This window comes from Streptomyces sp. NBC_01508 (assembly GCF_045040315.1).
Classification (GTDB): Bacteria; Actinomycetota; Actinomycetes; order Streptomycetales; family Streptomycetaceae; genus Streptomyces.
On sequence record NZ_CP109419.1, the window covers coordinates 1,935,088 to 1,960,051 of the forward strand.

11 protein-coding genes, 1 tRNA gene and 3 rRNA genes are annotated in these 24,964 nt (G+C 66.3%); 3 read left to right on the forward strand and 12 right to left on the reverse strand.

The features are described 5' to 3' along the window. Nucleotides 1–166: 166 nt before the first annotated feature. The 3 genes from OG700_RS08770 to OG700_RS08780 all read right to left on the reverse strand — a co-directional run bounded on the left by OG700_RS08770 (nucleotide 167) and on the right by OG700_RS08780 (nucleotide 9,736). Entirely contained in the window at nucleotides 167–3,037 is a 2,871-nt protein-coding gene (locus OG700_RS08770) for a DNA translocase FtsK (protein WP_405611456.1), read from the reverse strand. A gap of 195 nt (nucleotides 3,038–3,232) precedes the next feature. Next, entirely contained in the window at nucleotides 3,233–3,898 is a 666-nt protein-coding gene (locus tag OG700_RS08775) for a two-component system response regulator (protein ID WP_405611459.1), read from the reverse strand. A 279-nt stretch (nucleotides 3,899–4,177) separates the two neighbouring features. After that, on the reverse strand, nucleotides 4,178–9,736 hold the full coding sequence (locus OG700_RS08780; protein WP_405611462.1) for a HAMP domain-containing protein: 5,559 nt from the start codon (nucleotides 9,734–9,736) through the stop codon (nucleotides 4,178–4,180). Between the two features lie 281 nt (nucleotides 9,737–10,017). Between OG700_RS08780 and OG700_RS08785 the strand changes: the two genes are divergently transcribed. Continuing rightward, entirely contained in the window at nucleotides 10,018–12,669 is a 2,652-nt protein-coding gene (locus tag OG700_RS08785) for a SpoIIE family protein phosphatase (protein WP_405611465.1), read from the forward strand. Between the two features lie 74 nt (nucleotides 12,670–12,743). On the opposite strand, the gene OG700_RS08790 is transcribed toward OG700_RS08785, so the two are convergent. From OG700_RS08790 to thyX, 7 genes are all read right to left on the reverse strand, one after another. Beyond that, a tRNA-Thr gene (locus tag OG700_RS08790) sits at nucleotides 12,744–12,819 on the reverse strand. 121 nt (nucleotides 12,820–12,940) lie between these two features. After that, nucleotides 12,941–13,057 (reverse strand): 5S ribosomal RNA (gene rrf / locus OG700_RS08795). A gap of 81 nt (nucleotides 13,058–13,138) precedes the next feature. Beyond that, nucleotides 13,139–16,262, reverse strand: a 23S ribosomal RNA gene (locus tag OG700_RS08800). A 330-nt stretch (nucleotides 16,263–16,592) separates the two neighbouring features. Further along, a 16S ribosomal RNA gene (locus OG700_RS08805) occupies nucleotides 16,593–18,116 on the reverse strand. Together the 16S, 23S and 5S rRNA genes with 1 tRNA gene alongside form the textbook arrangement of a ribosomal RNA operon. 511 nt (nucleotides 18,117–18,627) lie before the next feature. Continuing rightward, complete coding sequence (locus OG700_RS08810) at nucleotides 18,628–20,313, reverse strand: ribonuclease J (protein ID WP_383647694.1); 1,686 nt, start codon at nucleotides 20,311–20,313, stop codon at nucleotides 18,628–18,630. 212 nt (nucleotides 20,314–20,525) lie between these two features. Then, nucleotides 20,526–21,425, reverse strand: coding sequence for a 4-hydroxy-tetrahydrodipicolinate synthase (gene dapA / locus OG700_RS08815; RefSeq protein ID WP_405611469.1), 900 nt, complete (start codon nucleotides 21,423–21,425; stop codon nucleotides 20,526–20,528). Between the two features lie 318 nt (nucleotides 21,426–21,743). Beyond that, nucleotides 21,744–22,481: an FAD-dependent thymidylate synthase gene (gene thyX / locus OG700_RS08820; protein WP_364488193.1), complete on the reverse strand. Its 738-nt coding sequence runs from the start codon at nucleotides 22,479–22,481 to the stop codon at nucleotides 21,744–21,746. Between the two features lie 253 nt (nucleotides 22,482–22,734). Between thyX and OG700_RS08825 the strand changes: the two genes are divergently transcribed. Then, nucleotides 22,735–22,974: a hypothetical protein gene (locus OG700_RS08825; protein ID WP_405611473.1), complete on the forward strand. Its 240-nt coding sequence runs from the start codon at nucleotides 22,735–22,737 to the stop codon at nucleotides 22,972–22,974. Between the two features lie 95 nt (nucleotides 22,975–23,069). Next, nucleotides 23,070–23,618 carry a hypothetical protein gene (locus OG700_RS08830; RefSeq protein ID WP_405611476.1) on the forward strand — a complete coding sequence of 183 codons (549 nt, stop codon included), beginning with the start codon at nucleotides 23,070–23,072 and terminating at the stop codon, nucleotides 23,616–23,618. A gap of 111 nt (nucleotides 23,619–23,729) precedes the next feature. On the opposite strand, the gene OG700_RS08835 is transcribed toward OG700_RS08830, so the two are convergent. Together OG700_RS08835 and dapB are read right to left on the reverse strand one after the other, a co-directional pair. After that, nucleotides 23,730–24,188 carry a hypothetical protein gene (locus OG700_RS08835; protein WP_405611478.1) on the reverse strand — a complete coding sequence of 153 codons (459 nt, stop codon included), beginning with the start codon at nucleotides 24,186–24,188 and terminating at the stop codon, nucleotides 23,730–23,732. A gap of 5 nt (nucleotides 24,189–24,193) precedes the next feature. After that, nucleotides 24,194–24,958 (reverse strand): 4-hydroxy-tetrahydrodipicolinate reductase, encoded by a 765-nt coding sequence (gene dapB / locus OG700_RS08840; RefSeq protein ID WP_405611481.1) that lies wholly within the window; start codon nucleotides 24,956–24,958, stop codon nucleotides 24,194–24,196. Between the last annotated feature and the right edge of the window lie 6 nt (nucleotides 24,959–24,964).

Below are 24,964 nucleotides of genomic sequence, written 5' to 3' on the forward strand. Positions count from 1 at the left end.
TATGGGTGGTACGAAAGGGTGGGGCAACCGGGCGGACGCACTTTGTACGCCATCTGCATGGCCGGACGGCGTGTCGGCGGGACACCGGGGTGTCTGTCTCTCCACGTTGACGTCCGGCCGGGGGAAAGGGTTGCTTCGGATATCTCTCGGATCGCCTCGGGTTCCGTCAATTTCCGTCAGCTCCTTCGGGAGCGGGCTCGCCGCGGATCACCGCGAGCACTCCGTCCAGCTCGTCTGCCTTCACCAGCACATCACGCGCCTTGGAACCCTCGCTCGGACCGACGATGTTCCGCGATTCCATCAGGTCCATGAGCCTGCCCGCTTTGGCGAAACCCACGCGCAACTTCCGCTGGAGCATCGATGTCGATCCGAATTGCGTGGAGACGACCAACTCGGCTGCCTGGCACAGCAGATCGAGATCGTCGCCGATGTCCTCGTCGATCTGCTTCTTCTTGGCCGTGCCGACGACGACGTCCTCCCGGAAGACCGGCGCCATCTGGTCCTTGCAGTGCTGGACGACGGCCGCGACCTCGTCCTCCGTGACGAAGGCGCCCTGCATACGCGTCGGCTTACTGGCTCCCATGGGGAGGAAGAGCCCGTCGCCCTTGCCGATCAGCTTCTCGGCGCCGGGCTGGTCGAGGATGACGCGGCTGTCGGCGAGCGAGGAGGTCGCGAAGGCGAGCCGGGAGGGCACGTTCGCCTTGATCAGACCGGTGACGACGTCGACCGAGGGGCGCTGGGTGGCGAGCACCAGATGGATACCGGCGGCGCGGGCCAACTGGGTGATGCGCACGATCGCGTCCTCGACGTCGCGCGGCGCGACCATCATCAGGTCGGCCAGCTCGTCCACGATCACCAGCAGGTACGGATAGGGCGTCAGCTCGCGCTCACTGCCCTCCGGGGCCTTGACCTTGCCCTTGCGTACGGCCTGGTTGAAGTCGTCGATGTGCCGGTAGCCGTACGCCGCGAGGTCGTCGTAACGCAGGTCCATCTCCCGTACGACCCACTGGAGCGCCTCGGCGGCCCGCTTGGGGTTGGTGATGATGGGCGTGATCAGGTGCGGGATGCCCTCGTACGCCGTGAGCTCGACCCGCTTGGGGTCGACCAGGACCATCCGGACGTCCTCCGGGGTGGCCCTGGCCATCACCGACGTGATCAGACAGTTGATGCAGGAGGACTTGCCGGATCCGGTGGCGCCGGCGACCAGAAGGTGCGGCATCTTGGAGAGGTTGGCCATTTCGTAGCCGCCCTCGACGTTCTTGCCGAGCGCGACCAGCATCGGGTGGTCGTCCTCGGCGGCGTCGGCGAGCCGCAGGACGTCGCCGAGGTTGACCATCTCGCGGTCGGAGTTCGGGATCTCGATGCCGACGGCGGACTTGCCGGGGATGGGGCTGATGATCCGGACGTCGGGGCTGGCCACGGCATAGGCGATGTTCTTCGTGAGCGCGGTGATGCGTTCGACCTTCACGGCGGGGCCGAGCTGGACCTCGTAGCGGGTGACGGTCGGTCCCCGGGTGAAGCCGGTGACGGTCGCGTCGACCTTGAACTCCATGAAGACGTTGGTCAGCGAGTCGACGACCATGTCGTTGGCGGCGCTGCGGGTCTTGCCCGGGCCGCCCCGCTCCAGCAGGTCCAGGGACGGCAGAGAGTAGGTGATGTCGCCGGCGAGCTGAAGCTGCTCGGCGCGCGGGGGCAGTGGCCGGTCCTGCGCGGGCGGGGCCTTGGTGAGGTCGGCCACGGCGCCGGACGGCGACTGCGCCGCGGCACCGCGCGGCTCCGGCTCACGTGCCGTGGGTACGGAGTGCTCCCGCGAGCCCGAGCCCGAGCCGCCCGCCCCGCGCGTGCGCTCCCCCGGCCGAGCCCTCGCCGCGTCCCGTGTGCGGTCGGCCGAGACGCCCTGGGTGAGGTCGGCGACGATCGGCGAGGGCGGCATCCCGTTGAGTACGGCTCCGTCCAGCGCGGCAGCGGCGGCGGCCGCCACGTCGACGGCGTCCATGGGCCGGTCGTGGGCGGGCTGCACCGACTGCCTGCGGGGGCGCCGACGGCGGGCCAGCGCCTCGACCTCGGCGTGGTCGGGGTCGTAGTCGTCGGGCGCCTCGCCGCGACGCGCCGCCGAGCGGCGCCCCCGCGCGGGCAGGGCCTCGCGCCACTGGTCGTCGTACCGCTCGTCGTCGCTGTCGTACTCCCGCTCCCGCTCCTCGCCGTCGAGGTCGGCCGGGGCGGGGTCCAGGACACCGAGCCGGACGGCGAGCCGGCGCAGCCGCTGCGGGATGGCGTTGACGGGCGTCGCCGTGACGACGAGCAGCCCGAAGACGGTGAGCAGGACCAGCATCGGTACGGCGAGGACTTCGCCCATGGCGAAGATCAGCGGCATGGAGGCGCCCCAGCCGATGAGTCCGCCGGCGTCCTGCATCGCCTCGGTGCTCGCGTCCCGGCCCGGAGCGCCGCAGGCGATGTGCACCAGCCCGAGAACGCCGATCACCAGCGCGGAGAGTCCGATGACGATGCGTCCGTTGGCCTCGGGCCGCTGCGGATAGAGGATGAGCCGTACGGCGACGGCGCCCAGCAGTATCGGGACGAGCAGGTCGAGCCGGCCGAAGGCGCCGGTGATCAGCATCTCGACGAGATCGCCGACCGGGCCCCGCAGGTTCGACCACGTACCGGCGGCGACGACCAGGCCCAGGGCGAGCAGCAGGAGCGCGACGCCGTCCTTGCGGTGCGCCGGGTCGAGCCCCTTCGCGCCCCGCCCTATGCCACGGAACACCGCGCCGACCGCGTGCGCGATACCGAGCCACAGGGCGCGTACGAGGCGGTAGACGCCGTTCGTCGGGGACGGTGCGGGCTTGGGTGCCGGTTTGGCCGCGGCCTTCTTCGCGGGGGCCTTCTTGGCCGGTGCCTTCTTCGTGGGCGCTGTCTTCTTCGCCGCGGCCTTGGCGGCGGGGGCCGCCTTCTTCGCGGCACCGCTCGCACGGCCGGCACGCGGTTTCGCGGTGCCCGCCGTGCCCTGGGAACCCTTGCCGGACGTACGTGAGGCCATGGGGGTGAGGTTACCGGTGTGAACGGCGGCGGACACGTGTGCCCACGGCTTCACCCGTACGTGTCGTGCGTCGTCGGCCGGAAACTGACGCGGGCTCAGCCGGTGTCGCCGGAGCGCGGACAGAGCGCCTGGCGGGGAACCGAGCAGTGGAAAACGGGCCGCCCGCAGGCCCGTTGGGGCCCGGGGCGTGCCCGGTCAGTTCGGTGAGGGGAGCGGGGAGCCGCCGCCGCTGCCCGGCTCCAGCGCGTCCAGCGCCCGGCGCAGTCCGGTCAGTTTGCGCTCCAGATGGGCGGCCGTGGCGACGGCGGCCGCGTCCGCGGAGTCGTCGTCCAGCTGCTTGGAGAGCGCTTCGGCCTGCTCCTCGACCGCGGCGAGCCGCGCGGACAGTTCGGCCAGGAGACCCGTGGGCTCCTTCACCTCGCCCGCTCCCGCCAGTTGCAGCCTGAGCAGTTCGGCCTGCTCCTTCAACTGGCAGTTCTTCATGTACAGCTCGACGAAGACCGAGACCTTCGCGCGCAGCACCCACGGGTCGAAGGGCTTGGAGATGTAGTCCACCGCGCCGGCGGCGTAGCCCCGGAAGGTGTGGTGCGGACCGTGGTTGATGGCGGTGAGGAAGATGATCGGAATGTCCCGCGTCCGCTCGCGCCTCTTGATGTGGGCGGCGGTCTCGAACCCGTCCATCCCCGGCATCTGGACGTCCAGCAGAATGACCGCGAAGTCGTCCGTCAGCAGCGCCTTGAGCGCTTCCTCCCCTGACGATGCCCGCACCAGCGTCTGATCGAGCGCGGAGAGGATGGCCTCCAGCGCCAGCAGATTCTCCGGCCGGTCATCGACCAGGAGGATCTTGGCCTTCTGCACCATGGCCCGCCCTCCTCGCCCCGGCTGTGCACCGGGCGCCGCCCCAGGGGACGACTCCCTTACGCCGTCCGTCCTTGTGCCGGTCATGGTAGCCGCACCCCGCCTGTCGCCACACCCTGTCACCGTGATGTCACTGTGCACGTAGCAAAAACGTCACAGGAGCTCGGAAAGTTCCCCCAATACTTGTGGCCCACACGCGATCGACCACAAGAACTCACCTTCCTGCACAGGTTCGCACAGCCGCCGGTCACTTCTGAAGCCACTCCCGGCGTCACTTTCATGTCACTTCTGATGCATCCACTGCTCCATAACTGACAAAAGATGATCGGGATCGACCGGCTTTGTCACGTAGTCAGAAGCACCGGAGTCGATCGCCTTCTCCCGGTCCCCCTTCATCGCCTTCGCGGTGAGCGCGATGATCGGCAGCCCGGCGAACTGCGGCATCCGGCGGATCGCCGTCGTCGTCGCGTACCCGTCCATCTCCGGCATCATGATGTCCATCAGCACCAGCGTCACATCGTCGTGCTGCTCCAACACCTCAATCCCCTCACGGCCGTTCTCGGCGTACAGCACCGACAGCCCGTGCTGTTCGAGAACGCTGGTCAGCGCGAAGACGTTGCGGATGTCGTCGTCCACGATCAGCACCTTCTCGCCGCCGAACGAGAACGTACGACGCTCCTCCGGAGCGTCCTGGGCGTCGGCCCCCCACGCCTCGTCCGCCCGCGAACCGGCCAACGGCCCCGAGCCGTTGGCCCCGCCGGCGGAACCGTTCCCGCCGCCCGGTGTCCCGGCGGACGGACCGCCCGAGCCCCCAGGGCGCCCCGACAGCGAGTTCAGCTGCTCCGGACCGCCCAGGGCCTTGCGGCGGCGCCGGAACAGCGCGGCGGGCCCCGTGCGGGTCTGCGAAGGCGCCGCAGGGCGGTCCAGCCGCGCCTGCTCCGGCGACAGGGCCGCGGAGTCGCTGCCGCCGCGCTGCGGCTCGATGCCCGGGGTCAGCTGCGGGTAGCCCTGTGGGGGCAGTTCACTGGCGTGCAGCGGCAGATACAGCGTGAAGGTCGAGCCGCGGCCCGGCTCGCTCGCCGCGTGGATCTCGCCGCCGAGCAGCCGGGCAATCTCCCGGCTGATGGACAGCCCCAGACCCGTACCTCCGTACTTACGGCTCGTCGTACCGTCCGCCTGCTTGAACGCCTCGAAGATCACCCGCATCTTGCTCGCCGCGATCCCGATACCGGTGTCGGTGACCGAGAAGGCGATCAGATCGGCGTCCGCGTCCCGCAGCGAACCGGCCTCCAGCAGCTGTTCCCTGATGGCGTTGGGCACATCCGCACCGGCGGGCCGGATCACCAGCTCCACGGCGCCCGTGTCGGTGAACTTCACCGCGTTGGACAGCAGGTTGCGCAGCACCTGGAGCAGCCGCTGCTCGTCGGTGTGCAGCGTCGCCGGCAGCTCCGGGGAGACCCGTACGGAGAAGTCGAGCCCCTTCTCAGCGGTCAGCGGCCGGAACGTGGCCTCGACGTAGTCGACGAGTTGCACGAGCGCGATCCGCGTCGGACTGACGTCCATCTTGCCCGCCTCGACCTTCGACAGGTCGAGGATGTCGTTGATGAGCTGGAGCAGGTCGGAGCCCGCGCCGTGGATCGTCTCGGCGAACTCCACCTGTTTCGGTGAGAGATTCATCTCCGCGTTGTCCGCGAGCAGCTTCGCCAGGATGAGCAGCGAGTTCAGCGGCGTACGCAACTCGTGCGACATGTTCGCCAGGAACTCGGACTTGTAGCGCATCGACACGGCGAGCTGCTCGGCCCGCTCCTCCAGCACCTGCCGCGCCTCTTCGATCTCGGTGTTCTTCACCTCGATGTCGCGGTTCTGACGGGCCAGCAGCTCCGCCTTCTCCTCCAGCTCCGCGTTGGAGGACTGCAGGGCCTTCTGCCGGTTCTCCAGCTCCGCCGAGCGCTCCCGCAGTTGCTCCGTCAGCTCCTGCGACTGCTTGAGCAGCACCTCGGTCTTGGTGTTGACGCTGATGGTGTTGACGCTCGTCGCGATCATCTCGGCGATCTGGTTGAGGAAGTCCCGCTGGATCTGGGTGAAGGGTTGGAACGACGCCAGCTCGATCACACCGAGAACCTTGCCCTCGAACAGCACCGGCAGCACGATCACGTACGCCGGTGACGCCTCGCCGAGCCCCGAGGAGATCTTGAGATACCCCGGCGGCACGTTGACCTGGATCGTGCGCTTCTCCTCGGCGGCCGTACCGATGAGGGTCTCGCCCGGCCGGAAGGAGGTCGGCATCGACCCGGCCGAGTAGCCGTAACTGCCGCGCATGCACAGCTCGTACGAGCCGTCGCGCCCGCCCGTGCCCAGCTCGGTGCCGGTACCCGTCGGCATGGCGAGGAAGAACGCGCCGTGCTGCGCCGAGACCACGGGCGTGAGCTCGCTCATGATCAGCGAGGCCACGTCGTCCAGGTCGCGGCGACCCTGCATCAGGCCGGAGATCCGGGCCAGGTTGCCCTTGAGCCAGTCCTGCTCCTCGTTGGCGAGGGTGGTGTCACGCAGGTTGGCGATCATCGTGTTGATGTTGTCCTGAAGGACCTGGATCTCGCCCGCGGCGTCGACGTCGATCTTCAGATTCAGATCGCCGCGGGTCACCGCGGTGGCGACGGCGGCGATCGCCCGCACCTGACGCGTCAGGTTGCCGGCCATCTCGTTCACCGACTCGGTGAGGTCGCGCCAGGTGCCGTCGACGTCCCTGACCCGCGCCTGGCCGCCCAGCTGCCCGTCCGTACCCACCTCGCGGGCCACCCGCGTGACCTGTTCGGCGAACGACGACAGCTGGTCGACCATCGTGTTGATGGTGTTCTTCAGCTCCTGGATCTCACCCCGGGCGTCGATGTCGATCTTCTTGGTGAGATCGCCCTTGGCGATGGCGGTGGTGACCGTGGCGATCTGGCGCACCTGACCGGTCAGGTTGGACGCCATCGAGTTCACCGACTCGGTGAGGTCCTTCCACGTGCCGGAGACACCCGGGACGCGCGCCTGGCCGCCCAACTCGCCCTCGGTGCCCACCTCGCGGGCCACCCGCGTCACCTCGTCGGCGAACGAGGACAGCGTCGTCACCATGATGTTGACGGTGTCGGCGAGTTCGGCGACCTCGCCGCGCGCCTCGACGGTGACCTTCTTCGTCAGGTCGCCGTTGGCGACCGCCGAGGAGACCCGCGAGATGTTCCGCACCTGACTGGTGAGGTTGTTGGCCATCGTGTTGACGTTGTCGCTGAGGTCCTTCCAGATGCCGGTGACGCCACGCACCCGCGCCTGACCGCCGAGGATGCCCTCGGTGCCCACCTCACGGGCCACCCGCGTCACCTCGTCGGCGAAGTTCGACAGCTGGTCCACCATCGTGTTGACGGTCGTGACGAGGTCGAGGATCTCGCCCTTGGCGTCGACGGTGATCTTCTTCGACAGATCGCCCTTGGCGACGGCCGTGGTCACCTCGGCGATGTTGCGGACCTGGGAAGTCAGGTTGTTCGCCATGAAGTTGACGGACTGGGTGAGGTCCTTCCAGGTGCCGGAGACACCCTGCACCTCGGCCTGGCCGCCGAGCATGCCCTCCGTACCGACCTCGCGGGCGACCCTGGTCACCTGCTCGGCGAAGTTCGACAGCTGGTCGACCATCGTGTTGAGGGTGTTCTTCAGCTCCAGGATCTCGCCCCGCGCGTCCACGTCGATCTTCTGCGACAGGTCACCACGCGCCACCGCCGTGGCGACCTGCGCGATGTTGCGGACCTGGGAGGTCAGGTTCCCCGCCATGCCGTTCACGGAGTCCGTCAGATCGCGCCAGACACCGGCGACGCCCGGCACCTGGGCCTGGCCGCCGAGCCGGCCGTCCGTACCCACCTCGCGGGCCACGCGTGTGACCTGTTCGGCGAAGGCCGAGAGCTGGTCGACCATCGTGTTGATGGTGTTCTTCAGCTCCAGGATCTCGCCCCGCGCGTCCACGTCGATCTTCTGCGACAGGTCACCACGCGCCACCGCCGTGGTCACCTGGGCGATCTGGCGCACCTGGTCGGTCAGGTTGCCGGCCATGAAGTTGACGGAGTCGGTCAGCTCCTTCCACGTACCGGAGACGCCGTCCACCCGCGCCTGGCCGCCGAGCCGGCCCTCCGTACCCACGTCACGCGCCATCCGCGTCACCTGGTCGGCGAACGACGACAGTTGCGCCACCATCGTGTTCACGGTGTTCTTCAGTTCGAGCATCTCGCCCGCGACGTCGACGGTGACCTTCTGGGAAAGGTCGCCGTTCGCGACCGCCGTCGTCACCTGGGCGATGTCGCGCACCTGGCCGGTGAGGTTACGGAACGCGGTGTTGACCGAGTCGGTGAGGTCCTTCCACGTACCCGCCGCGCCCGGCACCTCGGCCTGGCCGCCCAGTTGGCCCTCGACGCCGACCTCACGGGCGACGCGCGTCACCTCGGAGCCGAACGAATTGAGCTGCCTCACCATCGTGTTGACGGTGTTCTTCAGTTCGAGCATCTCGCCCGCCACGTCGACGGTGACCTTCTGGGAAAGGTCGCCGTTCGCCACGGCGGTCGTCACCTGGGCGATGTCCCGCACCTGGGTGGTCAGATTCCGGAAGACGGTGTTGACGGAGTCCGTCAGGTCCTTCCACGTACCCGCCGCGCCCGGCACCTGCGCCTGGCCGCCCAGCACACCCGAGCCACCGACCTCGCTCGCCACCCGCGTCACCTCGTCGGCGAACGTACGCAGCGTCTCGGTCATCTGATTGATCGTCTCGGCGAGTTGCGCGACCTCGCCGCGTGCGCTCACGGTCACCTTCTGGGAAAGGTCACCGTTCGCGACGGCGGTGGTGACCTCCGCGATGCCGCGCACCTGACTGGTCAGGTTGCCGGCCATCGTGTTCACCGAATCGGTGAGGTCCTTCCACACGCCCGCCACGCCGGGCACGGTCGCCTGGCCGCCCAGCTCACCTTCGGTGCCCACCTCGCGGGCCACCCGTGTCACCTCGGAGGAGAACGAGGACAGCTGGTCCACCATCGTGTTCACGGTGTTCTTCAGCTGAAGCATCTCGCCGGCCACATGCACGGTGACCTTGCGCGACAGATCACCCTTGGCGACGGCGGTCGTGACGAGAGCGATGTCACGCACCTGGGCCGTGAGCCGGTACGCCATCGTGTTGACGGAATCCGTCAGATCCTTCCACGAACCCGACATTCCGCGCACCTTGGCCTGGCCGCCGAGCTTGCCCTCCGTACCGACCTCCAGCGCCACACGCGTCACCTCGTCGGTGAACGCGGACAGCTGGTCGACCAGGTTGTTGACGGTACGAGCCACCTTCAGGAACTCGCCGCGCAGCGGGCGCTCCGTCCCCACCGAGCCCTCGGCGAAGTGCGAACGCAGCTCCATCCGCTGCTCCAGGTCGCCCTCGGCGACCGCCGACAGCACCCGCCCGACCTCGGACACGGGGCGCGCCAGGTCGTCCACCAGCGCGTTCGACGCGTCGATGGCGCTGGCCCAGGAGCCCTCACAGGCGCCCGTCTCCAGCCGCTCCGTGAGCTTTCCCTCCCGCCCGACCATGCGCCGTACGCGGGCCAGCTCACCCGTGAGATGCAGATTCCGGTCCGCCACCTCGTTGAAGACGGCGGCGATCTCCGCCATCACATCGTCACCGGAGACGGTCAGGCGTTTACGGAAGTTGCCGTCCCGCATCGCCACCAGGGCCGTCAGCAGTCTGTTCAGAGCCGCCGCATCGACCTCGGTGGCCCCGTTGTTCCGGGACCGTCCGCCTTTTGCGCGCGTGCTGTTGCCACGCGCCGCCACGCCAGACTCCACCGTGTCCCTCCCGCGGGGGTTGACCGTACTGCTCAGAGTGTTGCTCAGGCTGTCTCTCGAATCCTGCCCAGTGTTTCACCACGGCCGAACCTGGCGATAACAGTTCGGCAGCTTCGCATAGCGTCCCCACCCCCGGTGGGTGGAAACAGTGGTGACCGGCATCCAACCTCGCAGCGAAGGTAAGTAACCTGGCATCCGGCTGTCCAACCGTCCCGGTCTGCCCGGCGGGGGCGGCGTGGCGAACGTACTACCACCGGGCACCGGGAGGGCGGGGCCGAATCATGGCAGAGCCGGGCGTCGAGACGCGTACGAGGAGTTCTGTGATCACCGCGCGGGCGGCTGCCAGCTTCGACCCTGTCGGGCGGTCCGTCGCGACCGCCCGCGCCTTTGTCCGTGACACGCTCCAGGGCTGGGGCCATTCCGACGTCGTGGACGACGCCGTGGTCCTCACCAGCGAACTCGTCACCAATGCCGTCATCCACGCAGGCACGTCGGCGGACGTGCTCTGCCTCCGTACGGAGGACGGCGTCCGCGTCGAAGTCTCCGACCGCTATCCCGAACGCGAGATCCCGATGCAGGGAACGGGGCTGTCGCTCGGCAGCCCCGACCGGGAGAACGGCCGCGGACTGCTGCTCTGCGCGGCACTGGCCTCACGCTGGGGCGTCGACTACACCCCGACGCACAAACAGGTCTGGTTCCAGCTCGACCTGCCCGACCGCCCCGTGGGCGCCCGGTCCGCCGGCCCCGTCATCCCGAACGCGCTCCTCCCGGTCACCGACGAACGGGTCCGGGTCGCCGTCGTCCAGATCGACGGAACCGGCGCCGTATCCACCTGGAACGAGGACGCGGAACACCTCTTCGGCTACCCGGCCGACCAGGTCGTCGGCAAACCCCTCACCGAGTTCGCCGCCTGGCCGCACACCCCTGGCATCGGCACCGGCATCGTCGAGGCGCTGCTCCTCTCCCGTTGGGAGGGCAGTTACGGCATCCGCGGCAGCGACGGCAGAGTCATCCCCGTCTACGCCTCCCACCTGCGGGTGCGCGACACCAACGGCGAGCCGTCCACCGTCTGCCTCCTCGTACGCGACGACGAACGCGCCGTCATCCAGACCCCGCAGCGCGCCCCCGCGACGGAGGCGGGCGCCGAGAGCCGCACCGTCGACCCCTTCGAGATCTTCATCGGCTCACCGGCCCCGGAAGACCTCGACAGCCTGCTCCAGCGCACCGTGGAACGCGCCCGCGACATGCTCGAAGGCGACTCCGCCTTCCTCCTGCTCGCCACCGACGACGAGACGGAGCTGGAGGTACGGGCCACCACCGGCCTCCCCTCGGCCCGACAGCGCTTCGCCCGCGTCCCGGTGGAGGCCGGCACGGGGCGGTACGGCTCCGCCCGGATGCCCGCCGTCCACGAGGATCTGGCCATCGTCCCCGGAGCCGTGCCGCTGCTCAACGGCACCGGCATGCGCTCCGTCGTCACCGTCCCGCTCAAGGTCGAGGGCCGGCTCACCGGCTCCCTCGGCGTCGCCGCCGAAGCCGCGGGCCGGTACTCCAACGAAGAGGCCCTGCGCCTGCAGTTCGCGGCCGACCGCATCGCGCTGGCCGTCGAGTCGGCCCGTCTCGGCGAGCTCGAACGCCTCCGGCGCGGCTCGCTCTCCTTCCTCGTCGAAGCCTCCGACCTGCTGGCCGGCACCCTCGACCGGGACCAGACGCTCGCGCTGATGGCCCAGATGACGGTGCCCACCCTCGCCACCTGGTGCGCGGTCTACACCATCGCGGACCAGGCGTCGGACCCGTACCTGTCCTACGTGTTGCACGAGGACGAGGAGCGCATCGACGGCCTCAAGGCCCTGCTCTCCAAGATCGATCCGCCCGAACCGGTCCCGACTCCCGGCGCCCGCGTCTGGACTGGCCCGGCCGACGCCGCGCACCAGGCCGCGCTCCGTACGTCCATGAGGGAGCTGGGAGGGGCCTCCACGCCCGTCTCCTCCGGAATCGGTACGACGCTGGCCACGGCCGCCGCGGTGGGCGGAGAGACCGTTGTACTGCCTCTCGTCGCCCGAAACCGCGTGATCGGGATGCTGACTCTCGGCAAGCCGTCCGACGACCACTTCCGCCAGGAAATCCTGGAACTGGCCGAGGACTTGTCGCGCCGGGCGGCGCTCGCCCTCGACAACGCCCGCCTCTACTCGGAGCGCATGGCCATCAGCCAGTCCCTCCAACGCAGCCTGCTGCCGCCGGAACTGCCGCAGGTGCCCAACGTCGAGGTCGAGGTCATCTACCGCGCGGCGGGCGAAGGCAACGAGGTGGGCGGCGACTTCTACGACCTCTTCCCGATCCGCGACGGCGCGTACGGCTTCGCCATCGGCGACGTCTGCGGCACGGGCCCGGAAGCCGCGGCGGTGACCGGTCTCGCCCGGCACGCGCTGCGCCTCCTCGCCCGCGAGGGCTTCAGCGGCCCGGCGGTCCTGGAGCGGCTGAACGCGGCGATCCTCGACGAGGGCGCCCGCAGCCGCTTCCTGACGCTGCTCTACGGGGAGTTGTGGCCGCAGGACGACGGCAGCGCCGTCCTCAAGGTCGTCTGCGCCGGACACCCGCTGCCGCTGCGTCTGCGTCAGGACGGCACCGTGGAGGCGGCGGCGGACCCGCAACCGCTGCTCGGAGTCATGGACGACCTGGAGCTGTACGAGCAGATGGTCACCCTCGAACCGGGCGACGTCCTCCTCTGCGTCACCGACGGCGTCACCGAACGCCGCGAGGGCACCCGCATGCTGGGCGACGACGGCCTCATCGACGTACTGACGGGCTGTACGGGCCTCACGGCCGGCGCCGTCGCCTCACGGGTCCTGCGCGCGGTGGAGAGGTTCGCGGCGGAGCCGGCGTCGGACGACATGGCGATTCTGGCGATGCGTGTACCGGAGCCGCAGAAGAACTGACGGGGCCGCATGGTCCGGCGACGAAGCCGACAACGAAGAAGGGCCCCGCCACCCGGCGGGGCCCTTCTTCTTGCTGGAGCCCCAATACGGAATCGAACCGTAGACCTTCTCCTTACCATGGAGACGCTCTACCGACTGAGCTATTGGGGCGCGGCAACGAGATAGATCATACCCGAAGCGCGACGTGCTGAAAACTGACGACACGAAAAGGCTTTTGAACGCAGAAATGCCTCAGCCCCCGGACATGGTCCGGGGACTGAGGCTAAAGATTGTTCGGCGGCGTCCTACTCTCCCACAGGGTCCCCCCTGCAGTACCATCGGCGCTGAAAGGCTTAGCTTCCGGGTTCGGAATGTAACCGGGCGTTTCCCTAACGCAATGACCACCGAAACACTATGAAACTGCTGAACAACCGGATGATGTCACGGACTGTTCGTTGTCTCAGAACTAACACAGTGGACGCGAGCAACTGAGGACAAGCCCTCGGCCTATTAGTACCGGTCAACTCCACACCTCACGGTGCTTCCATATCCGGCCTATCAACCCAGTCGTCTACTGGGAGCCTTACCCCATCAAGTGGGTGGGAGTCCTCATCTCGAAGCAGGCTTCCCGCTTAGATGCTTTCAGCGGTTATCCCTCCCGAACGTAGCCAACCAGCCATGCCCTTGGCAGGACAACTGGCACACCAGAGGTTCGTCCGTCCCGGTCCTCTCGTACTAGGGACAGCCCTTCTCAAGACTCCTGCGCGCGCAGCGGATAGGGACCGAACTGTCTCACGACGTTCTAAACCCAGCTCGCGTACCGCTTTAATGGGCGAACAGCCCAACCCTTGGGACCGACTCCAGCCCCAGGATGCGACGAGCCGACATCGAGGTGCCAAACCATCCCGTCGATATGGACTCTTGGGGAAGATCAGCCTGTTATCCCCGGGGTACCTTTTATCCGTTGAGCGACGGCGCTTCCACAAGCCACCGCCGGATCACTAGTCCCGACTTTCGTCCCTGCTCGACCCGTCGGTCTCACAGTCAAGCTCCCTTGTGCACTTACACTCAACACCTGATTACCAACCAGGCTGAGGGAACCTTTGGGCGCCTCCGTTACTCTTTAGGAGGCAACCGCCCCAGTTAAACTACCCATCAGACACTGTCCCTGATCCGGATCACGGACCCAGGTTAGACATCCAGCACGACCAGAGTGGTATTTCAACGTTGACTCCACCTGAACTGGCGTCCAAGCTTCACAGTCTCCCACCTATCCTACACAAGCCGAACCGAACACCAATATCAAACTGTAGTAAAGGTCCCGGGGTCTTTCCGTCCTGCTGCGCGAAACGAGCATCTTTACTCGTAGTGCAATTTCACCGGGCCTATGGTTGAGACAGTCGAGAAGTCGTTACGCCATTCGTGCAGGTCGGAACTTACCCGACAAGGAATTTCGCTACCTTAGGATGGTTATAGTTACCACCGCCGTTTACTGGCGCTTAAGTTCTCAGCCTCGCCACACCGAAATGTGACTAACCGGTCCCCTTAACGTTCCAGCACCGGGCAGGCGTCAGTCCGTATACATCGCCTTACGGCTTCGCACGGACCTGTGTTTTTAGTAAACAGTCGCTTCTCGCTGGTCTCTGCGGCCACCCCCAGCTCACACCGTAAAGATGATCACCAGAAATGGCCCCCCTTCTCCCGAAGTTACGGGGGCATTTTGCCGAGTTCCTTAACCATAGTTCACCCGAACGCCTCGGTATTCTCTACCTGACCACCTGAGTCGGTTTAGGGTACGGGCCGCCATGAAACTCGCTAGAGGCTTTTCTCGACAGCATAGGATCATCCACTTCACCACAATCGGCTCGGCATCAGGTCTCACCCTCAACAAGAGACGGATTTGCCTATCTCTCGGGCTACACCCTTACCCCGGGACTACCACCGCCCGGGCTGGACTACCTTCCTGCGTCACCCCATCGCTTACCTACTACAAGTCTGGTCCGACGGCTCCACCACTCCCCTTTGCCCGAAGGCTCCAGGACGGCTTCACGGTCTTAGCATCGCCTGATTCGATACTGGGCGTTTCAAAGCGGGTACCGGAATATCAACCGGTTGTCCATCGACTACGCCTGTCGGCCTCGCCTTAGGTCCCGACTTACCCTGGGCAGATCAGCTTGACCCAGGAACCCTTAGTCAATCGGCGCACACGTTTCCCACGTGTGTATCGCTACTCATGCCTGCATTCTCACTCGTGAACCGTCCACCCCTCGCTTCCGCGGAGGCTTCACCCGGCACACGACGCTCCCCTACCCATCCGCACGCCCGTTGAGGCTACATGTACGAATGACACGACTTCGGCGGTACGCTTGAGCCCCGCTACATTGTCGGCGCGGAATCACTTGACCAGTGAGCTATTACGCACTCTTTCAAGGGTGGCTGCTTCTAAGCCAACCTCCTGGTTGTCTCTGCGACTCCACATCCTTTCCCACTTAGCGTACGCTTAGGGGCCTTAGTCGATGCTCTGGGCTGTTTCCCTCTCGACCATGGAGCTTATCCCCCACAGTCTCACTGCCGTGCTCTCACTTACCGGCATTCGGAGTTTGGCTAAGGTCAGTAACCCGGTAGGGCCCATCGCCTATCCAGTGCTCTACCTCCGGCAAGAAACACACGACGCTGCACCTAAATGCATTTCGGGGAGAACCAGCTATCACGGAGTTTGATTGGCCTTTCACCCCTAACCACAGGTCATCCCCCAGGTTTTCAACCCTGGTGGGTTCGGTCCTCCACGACCTCTTACAGCCGCTTCAACCTGCCCATGGCTAGATCACTCCGCTTCGGGTCTTGAGCGCGCTACTATGTCGCCCTGTTCGGACTCGCTTTCGCTACGGCTTCCCCACACGGGTTAACCTCGCAACACACCGCAAACTCGCAGGCTCATTCTTCAAAAGGCACGCAGTCACGACGCGAGGAACAAGTTCCTCGCGCGACGCTCCCACGGCTTGTAGGCACACGGTTTCAGGTACTATTTCACTCCGCTCCCGCGGTACTTTTCACCATTCCCTCACGGTACTATCCGCTATCGGTCACCAGGGAATATTTAGGCTTAGCGGGTGGTCCCGCCAGATTCACACGGGATTTCTCGGGCCCCGTGCTACTTGGGAAATACGCAAGAGAGCCGCACAGATTTCAGCTACGGGGGTCTTACCCTCTACGCCGGACCTTTCGCATGTCCTTCGCCTACCTGTACGGTTTCTGACTCTCCGACCAGCCGGCAGACTGATCAAGTGCACTCCCACAACCCCGCATGCGCAACCCCTGCCGGGTATCACACACATACGGTTTGGCCTCATCCGGTTTCGCTCGCCACTACTCCCGGAATCACGGTTGTTTTCTCTTCCTGAGGGTACTGAGATGTTTCACTTCCCCTCGTTCCCTCCACACTGCCTATGTGTTCAGCAGCGGGTGACAGCCCATGACGACTGCCGGGTTTCCCCATTCGGACACCCCCGGATCAAAGCTCGGTTGACAGCTCCCCGGGGCCTATCGCGGCCTCCCACGTCCTTCATCGGTTCCTGGTGCCAAGGCATCCACCGTGCGCCCTTAAAAACTTGGCCACAGATGCTCGCGTCCACTGTGCAGTTCTCAAACAACGACCAACCACCCGCCACCCCACCGCATACACAGTGAGTTCACCGGGGCCGGCAACCGAAGACACAAGCAGCTCACGCAGCCCGTACCCTCAGACACCCAACAGCGCGCCCGGCCCAGCAAACCCACCGCATCCACTTTCCACGCCCCCGAAAGGGCAGTACTCGCAAACACCACAGACTCACTGTGCCGAATAGTCAACGTTCCACCCATGAGCGACCACCGTCGGACAGGTGCCGACGAAATGGTTCTTGGACCACCCAACCCAAGGGTCCGATGGTCTAGATGCTCCTTAGAAAGGAGGTGATCCAGCCGCACCTTCCGGTACGGCTACCTTGTTACGACTTCGTCCCAATCGCCAGTCCCACCTTCGACAGCTCCCTCCCACAAGGGGTTGGGCCACCGGCTTCGGGTGTTACCGACTTTCGTGACGTGACGGGCGGTGTGTACAAGGCCCGGGAACGTATTCACCGCAGCAATGCTGATCTGCGATTACTAGCAACTCCGACTTCATGGGGTCGAGTTGCAGACCCCAATCCGAACTGAGACCGGCTTTTTGAGATTCGCTCCACCTTGCGGTATCGCAACTCATTGTACCGGCCATTGTAGCACGTGTGCAGCCCAAGACATAAGGGGCATGATGACTTGACGTCGTCCCCACCTTCCTCCGAGTTGACCCCGGCGGTCTCCTGTGAGTCCCCATCACCCCGAAGGGCATGCTGGCAACACAGAACAAGGGTTGCGCTCGTTGCGGGACTTAACCCAACATCTCACGACACGAGCTGACGACAGCCATGCACCACCTGTACACCGACCACAAGGGGGGCACCATCTCTGATGCTTTCCGGTGTATGTCAAGCCTTGGTAAGGTTCTTCGCGTTGCGTCGAATTAAGCCACATGCTCCGCTGCTTGTGCGGGCCCCCGTCAATTCCTTTGAGTTTTAGCCTTGCGGCCGTACTCCCCAGGCGGGGAACTTAATGCGTTAGCTGCGGCACCGACGACGTGGAATGTCGCCAACACCTAGTTCCCAACGTTTACGGCGTGGACTACCAGGGTATCTAATCCTGTTCGCTCCCCACGCTTTCGCTCCTCAGCGTCAGTAATGGCCCAGAGATCCGCCTTCGCCACCGGTGTTCCTCCTGATATCTGCGCATTTCACCGCTACACCAGGAATTCCGATCTCCCCTACCACACTCTAGTCTGCCCGTATCGAATGCAGACCCGGGGTTAAGCCCCGGGCTTTCACACCCGACGTGACAGACCGCCTACGAGCTCTTTACGCCCAATAATTCCGGACAACGCTTGCGCCCTACGTATTACCGCGGCTGCTGGCACGTAGTTAGCCGGCGCTTCTTCTGCAGGTACCGTCACTTTCGCTTCTTCCCTGCTGAAAGAGGTTTACAACCCGAAGGCCGTCATCCCTCACGCGGCGTCGCTGCATCAGGCTTTCGCCCATTGTGCAATATTCCCCACTGCTGCCTCCCGTAGGAGTCTGGGCCGTGTCTCAGTCCCAGTGTGGCCGGTCGCCCTCTCAGGCCGGCTACCCGTCGTCGCCTTGGTAGGCCATTACCCCACCAACAAGCTGATAGGCCGCGGGCTCATCCTGCACCGCCGGAGCTTTCAACCGTCCCCCATGAGGGGCACAGTATTATCCGGTATTAGACCCCGTTTCCAGGGCTTGTCCCAGAGTGCAGGGCAGATTGCCCACGTGTTACTCACCCGTTCGCCACTAATCCACCCGAAGGCTTCATCGTTCGACTTGCATGTGTTAAGCACGCCGCCAGCGTTCGTCCTGAGCCAGGATCAAACTCTCCGTGAATGTTTACCCGTAATCGGGTGACACCACGAGAGCGGAACAGTCGACCGGAATAAGGCCAACCGTTCACAGCGTCCTCGCTGTGTTTCTATCAAAGGAACCTCAACCCAATCCACAGAAGTGGACGAGGTCGGGGTATCAACATATCTGGCGTTGACTTTTGGCACGCTGTTGAGTTCTCAAGGAACGGACGCTTCCTTTGTACTCACCCTCTCGGGCTTTCCTCCGGGCTTCCCTTCGGTCTTGCTTTCCTTCGTCTCCGACTCTATCAGAACCTTTCGGCGCCTGATTCCCAGTCGACGGGAACGCTTTCGAATATCCGCTTTCGCGTTTCTCTTTCGGCGAATCCGACTTTATCAGAGATTCTGAGTCGGAATTTCCACCCAGTCCGGTACGCCGCTCCAGGCACATGCCTGCCCCGGCGTTCCCGTTCAGGTGGAGCCGTAAACCTACTGGAGCGGGGCCCCCGAAGCAAATCGGGGGCCCCGCTCCGGTGTTGAGGTCGAGCCCGAGGTCAGACCTCGACGACCACAGGCAGGATCATCGGGCGTCGGCGGTAGGTGTCGGAGACCCACTTGCCCACCGATCGCCGCACCAGTTGCTGGAGTTGGTGTGGCTCGGCGACGCCGTCCGATGCCGACTTCCCGATGATCTCCTCGATCTTGGGGATGACGGCGGCGAAGGCGGAGTCCTCGATGCCGGAGCCTCGCGCCTGGATGTGGGGGCCGCCCACGACCTTGCCGGTCGTCGAATCCACCACCAGGAACACGGAGATGATGCCCTCGTCGCCCAGGATGCGGCGGTCCTTGAGGGATGTCTCGGTCACGTCGCCGACCGAGAGCCCGTCGACGTACACGTAACCCGCCTGGACCTTGCCGACGATTCTGGCCTTGCCGTCGACCAGGTCGACGACCACTCCGTCCTCGGCGATGACGATGTGGTCCTTGGGGACCCCGGTCAGCGCGCCGAGTTCGGCGTTGGCGCGCAGATGGCGCCATTCGCCGTGCACGGGCATCAGGTTCTTCGGCTTGCAGATGTTGTAGAAGTACAGGAGCTCGCCGGCCGAGGCGTGGCCCGAGACGTGGACCTTGGCGTTGCCCTTGTGGATGACGTTGGCGCCCCATCGGGTCAGGCCGTTGATCACGCGGTAGACCGCGTTCTCGTTACCAGGGATGAGGGACGACGCCAGGATCACCGTGTCGCCGGGGACGATCCGGATCTGGTGGTCGCGGTTCGCCATGCGCGAGAGCGCGGCCATCGGTTCGCCCTGGGAGCCGGTGCAGACGAGGACGACCTCGCTGTCCGGGAGGTCGTCGAGCGTCTTGACGTCGACCACGAGGCCGGCCGGGACCTTGAGGTAACCCAGGTCTCGGGCGATGCCCATGTTCCTGACCATCGAGCGGCCGACGAACGCGACCCTGCGGCCGTACTCGTGTGCCGCGTCGAGGATCTGCTGGATGCGGTGGACGTGGCTGGCGAAGCTCGCCACGATGATCCGCTTCTGGGCACTGCCGAAGACCTGCCGCAGTACGTTCGAGATGTCCCGCTCGGGCGGGACGAAGCCCGGCACCTCGGCGTTGGTCGAGTCGGACAGCAGCAGATCGATGCCCTCCTCGCCGAGTCTGGCGAAGGTCGGCAGGTCGGTCAGCCGGCGGTCCAGCGGAAGCTGGTCCATCTTGAAGTCGCCGGTGTGGACCACCATTCCCGCAGGGGTACGGATGGCGACGGCCAGCGCGTCCGGGATCGAGTGGTTCACCGCGACGAATTCGCAGTCGAAGGGGCCGATGCGCTCGCGATGGCCCTCGGTCACTTCGAGGGTGTACGGGCGGATGCGGTGCTCCTGGAGCTTGGCCTCGATCAGGGCGAGGGTCAGCTTGGAGCCGATCAGGGGGATGTCCGCCTTCAGCCGGAGCAGGAAGGGGACACCACCGATGTGGTCCTCGTGGCCGTGTGTGAGGACGATCCCCTCGATGTCGTCGAGGCGATCACGGATGGTGGTGAAGTCCGGCAGGATCAGGTCGATGCCCGGCTGTTCCTCTTCGGGGAAGAGGACGCCGCAGTCGACGATCAGCAGACGGCCGTTGTATTCGAAGACCGTCATGTTACGGCCGATTTCGCCCAGGCCACCGAGCGGGGTGACGCGTAGGCCGCCCTTGGGCAGCTTCGGCGGGGCGCCGAGTTCGGGATGCGGATGACTCAAAAGACTCTCCTCACCACACACGCCACGTACCGCTGGGGCACGTGGCGCGCATGACATTCGTGCACTTGCTGTTGCACTTGCTTGTTGTCCGAGTGGGCGAATGCCCAGCACTTTTCGTGTGTTCGGTTATTCAGTTGTGAAGTTCGATATTTTCGATATTCATGAAACCCGGTTCATGAACCGTGCTCGTGAAGGCGAAGGCGAAGCCTCAGTCACAGCTCTACCCCGCCGGCGGCGAGATCGATCTTGAGCTGCGCCGTCTCGTGCTCCGTGAGCTCGACGAGCGGGAGGCGCAGCGGGCCGGCCGGCAGCTGTTGCAGGGTGAGCGCCGCCTTCGTGGTGATGACTCCCTGCGTACGGAACATGCCGGTGAAGACGGGGAGCAGCTTCTGGTGGATCTCCGTGGCCTTCTGGACGTCGCCCGAGACGTGCGCGTCGAGCATGGCGCGTAGTTCCGGTGTGACCACGTGGCCGACGACGGAGACGAAGCCGATGGCGCCGACCGCGAGGAGCGGGAGGTTGAGCATGTCGTCGCCCGAGTACCAGGGGAGGCCGGTCTGTGCGATGACCCAGCTGGCTCGGCCGAGGTCGCCCTTGGCGTCCTTGTTGGCGACGATACGCGGGTGCTGGGCGAGACGGATGAGTGTCTCGGTGTCGATGGGAACGCCGCTGCGGCCCGGGATGTCGTACAGCATCACCGGCAGCTCGGTGGCGTCGGCGATGGCTGTGAAGTGCTGGAAGAGGCCTTCCTGCGGAGGCTTGTTGTAGTACGGGGTCACGGCGAGCAGGCCGTGTGCGCCGGTGCGTTCGGCGGTGCGGGCGAGTTCGATGCTGTGCCGGGTGTCGTTCGTGCCGATACCTGCGACGACGTGTGCCCGGTCTCCGACCGCTTCCAGGACGGTCCGTACGAGCTGATCTTTCTCCGCGTCGCTGGTGGTCGGGGACTCGCCGGTGGTGCCGTTGATGATCAGGCCGTCGTTGCCTGCGTCCACCAGATGGGAGGCGAGTCGCTGGGCGCCGTCGAGATCGAGTGCGCCATCCGCCGTGAAGGGCGTGACCATGGCGGTGAGGACCCGCCCGAAGGGGGTCTGCGGAGTGGAGATCGGAGCCATGGGTAACACGCTACTCGTTGCTCGGCTCGGCGTGTCCCCTCGGGGGCACACGGGCAGGTCGTGGACCCGCGGTACCGATGCGGGCTCTGGGTGGTGGGGGGCTGAGGAGCTGCCCGTGGTACGGGGGGAAAAGCTCTCCCCTGAGGCCCAGTGTACGGAGCCCGGCACTGACTGCTCGGGGGTTCAGGCAGTGCCGGGTCCGTTTGATCAGCCTAGATGAACTTCTCGAAACGCCGCAATCCGGACACTTCCCGCCAGAGTCCGTACATCTGTGCGCAATGACAGCCCTGCGGACACCCACCGAAGCCCACCGGCGCCCTACGGAGCCACCCTGCCGTTGCCGTTGAAGGCGGCGTGCGTGAGCGGCATGAGCCGCGCCCACTGCTCCTCCATCTTCTCCCCGACCATCTCGATCTCCCGCTGCGGGAAGGACGGCACCTTCGCCGCCTCGTGCTGGGTGCGCAGCCCGAGGAAGTGCATCAGCGAGCGTGCGTTGCACGTCGCGTACATCGACGAGTACAGGCCAACGGGCAGCACCGCGCGGGCCACCTCGCGGGCGACGCCGGCCGCCAGCATCTCCTGGTACGCCTCGTACGCCTGGCGGTACGACTCCGTCATCGCGCGCTCGGTGAGGTCCTGCTGCTCCTGGGTGCCGTCGACGAAGACGTACTTCCCGGGGCGGCCCTCCTGGACGAGCTTGCGCGAGGCGTCGGGGACGTAGAAGACGGGCTGGAGCTCGCGGTAGCGCCCCGATTCCTCGTTGTAGGACCAGCCGACCCGATGCCGCATGAATTCGCGGAAGACGAAGATCGGGGCGCTGATGAAGAAGGTCATCGAGTTGTGCTCGAACGGGCTGCCGTGGCGGTCGCGCATCAGGAAGTTGATGAGGCCCTTCGAGCGCTCGGGGTCCTTCGACAGCTCTTCCAGGGACTGCTCGCCCGCGGTGGAGACGCGTGCGGCCCACAGGACGTCCGAGTCGCCCGCGGTGTGCTTCACCAGGTCGACGGTCACCTCACTGCGGAAGCTGGGCTTGGTCTCGGCGGGGGTCTCACTCACCGGCGGGGGTCCTTCCTGTCACGTCTCACGGGCGGCGCCCACTCTACGACCCGGCACTGACAACTCCGGCCGCGTGGGACCGTACGGGTGGCTGTCGCCGACGCGCGTGCGTACCTCGTGCTGTTGTTCGTCATTTCGGTGAAATCGGGCACCAAACGACCGTCCCACGCGTCTGACTCAGTAGCGGCACCGAGTCACTCCGGGCGCCGCCGCCCAGACATCGAGTCGCGACACCGCAAGGAGTTCTCCCCCCATGTTCCGTCGGCGTGAGGCCGTCCCGTTCGCATTCGTCGCCGAGGCCGACAGCTTCCGCAGTAACGTCACTCCACCTCCCAGACAACGGATCAGCCGGTCCGAGTTGATGAGTCGCACACTTGTCGGGCTCGTCGTCGCGGCCGGGCTCGCGGGCTCGCTGCTGTTCGGGCTGCCGTCCCTCGAATCGGGCCAGTCCTCCGGACAGGACCAGCGGTCCGAGGCGTCCCAGGACCGCTGACCCGTCCGGCCCCCCTGAGTGGTCGTGCCCGGGTGCTCCTCGATAACCTCAGCCAGCACCGCCCGATCGAGCGTGCTTGTGAGTGAGGATCAGTCGTGCCCCTGCCCTTCCTGACGGCCGACCGTGCGTTTGACGCGACCACCGATGATGTCGCGCTGCCGTTCGACGACCATGACCGCTGGCGCCGCCCCTACCGCCCGGGACCGTGGCGCGTGGGCGCGTCGGCGCTGCTTCTGCTGCTCGCCTCCTTCGTGCTGCTCGCGACGATGATCATCGCGTTCGCCGGGGCGGTGTCCGGCGCCGCCCTGTGCCTCGGTATCGCGCTGGTGATGATCGCCGCGGCGCTGCGGCTGCTGCGCGTGGGCGCGTGGGTCAGCCGGCACGGCGTACGACGCGTGGGACCGCTCATGACGAGGACCGTGTCGTGGGACGAGGCCGTGGAGGTCCGTACGGTGCAACAGCCGGTGCGCTGGCTGGGGCTGCCTCGGACGGTGCAGGGGCAGGCGCTCCTGCTTGTGCTCCGTGACGGCGAGAAGCGGCTGTTGCTCACCGATCGCAACGCGGACTTCCTGTCGCGCTCCGAGGCCTTCGACCGGGCGGCGGACTCCGTCGAGGCGTGGGGCGACGAGTACCGGCGCGCCTGAACAGGCGCCCCGTAGTCCCGAGTTGAGCGATCCGACCAGGGCGAGCAGTTCGACCGTTACGAACTGCTCGCCCTGGTCGCGTTGTTGTCGGAGCGGCGGCTCAGCGGGGCGTCATCGCGCGGCTGTCGCCGGGTTCGCCCCGTACAGCGTGATCGCGTGCCGCATGGCCTCGCGGGCCCGGGGGGTGTCGCCGGCGTCGCGGTAGGCGACAGCGAGACGGAACCAGCAGCGCCAGTCCCCCGGCGTGTCCTCGGTCTCGGCGCGGCGGGCGGCGAAGACGGCGTCCGCCGACGCCCGGTCGACGCGTCCGCCCGCGGTGCGCACCAGTTCGTCGACCGGCAGGCCGCCTTCGGCGTCCAACTCGGCGGCGAGCCGGTTGGCCCGCTGGACGAACCGGGTGTTCTGCCAGAGGAACCAGGCGCCGATGACCGGCAGCACCAGGACGGCGATCCCGAACGTGACCGTCAGCGGCGTGCCGATCCCGATGAGCGCGACGCCGCGCCCGCCGGCCAGGACGAAGTAGCCGACGAGGACGGCCGCCATGACGAAGTACATGATCTTGGCGCGCACGGCTGTCAGTCCGGCAGGTTCAGATCGAGGAAGTGCTCCAGGCCGAAGGTGAGGCCGGGCGTGCGGACCACCTGGCGGACGCCGAGCAGGATCCCCGGCATGAAGCTGCTGTGGTGCAGGGAGTCGTGCCGGATGGTGAGGGTCTCCCCTTCGGCGCCGAGCAGGACCTCCTGGTGCGCCAGCAGTCCTCGGAGCCGTACGGAGTGCACCGGGACCCCGTCGACGTCCGCGCCGCGCGCCCCGTCCAGCGCCGTGACCGTGGCGTCGGGCTGTGGCGCGGAGCCGGCCTCGGCGCGGGCGGCGGCGATCAGCTGGGCGGTGCGGGTGGCGGTGCCCGACGGGGCGTCGGCCTTGTTCGGGTGGTGCAGCTCGACGACTTCGGCTGACTCGAAGTAGCGGGCCGCCGCCTGGGCGAACCGCATGGTGAGGACGGCTCCGATGGAGAAGTTGGGCGCGATGAGCACGCCCGTCTCCGGGGAGCCCGCGAGCACCGTCCGAAGCTGCGTCAGGCGGTCGTCGGTCCAGCCGGTGGTGCCGACGACGGCGTGGATGCCGTGGCGTACGAGGAAGTCGAGGTTGCCCATCACCGCGGTGGGGGTGGTCAGTTCGACGGCGACCTGGACCCCCGTGTCGGCGAGGGTCTCCAGTTTGTCGCCCCGGCCGAGGGCCGCGACCAGTTCCAGGTCGTCGGCGGCCTCGACGGCCCGTACGGCCTCGGAGCCGATCCGGCCCTTGGCGCCGAGAACGGCCACCCGCAGTTTGGTGCTCATCGCTCT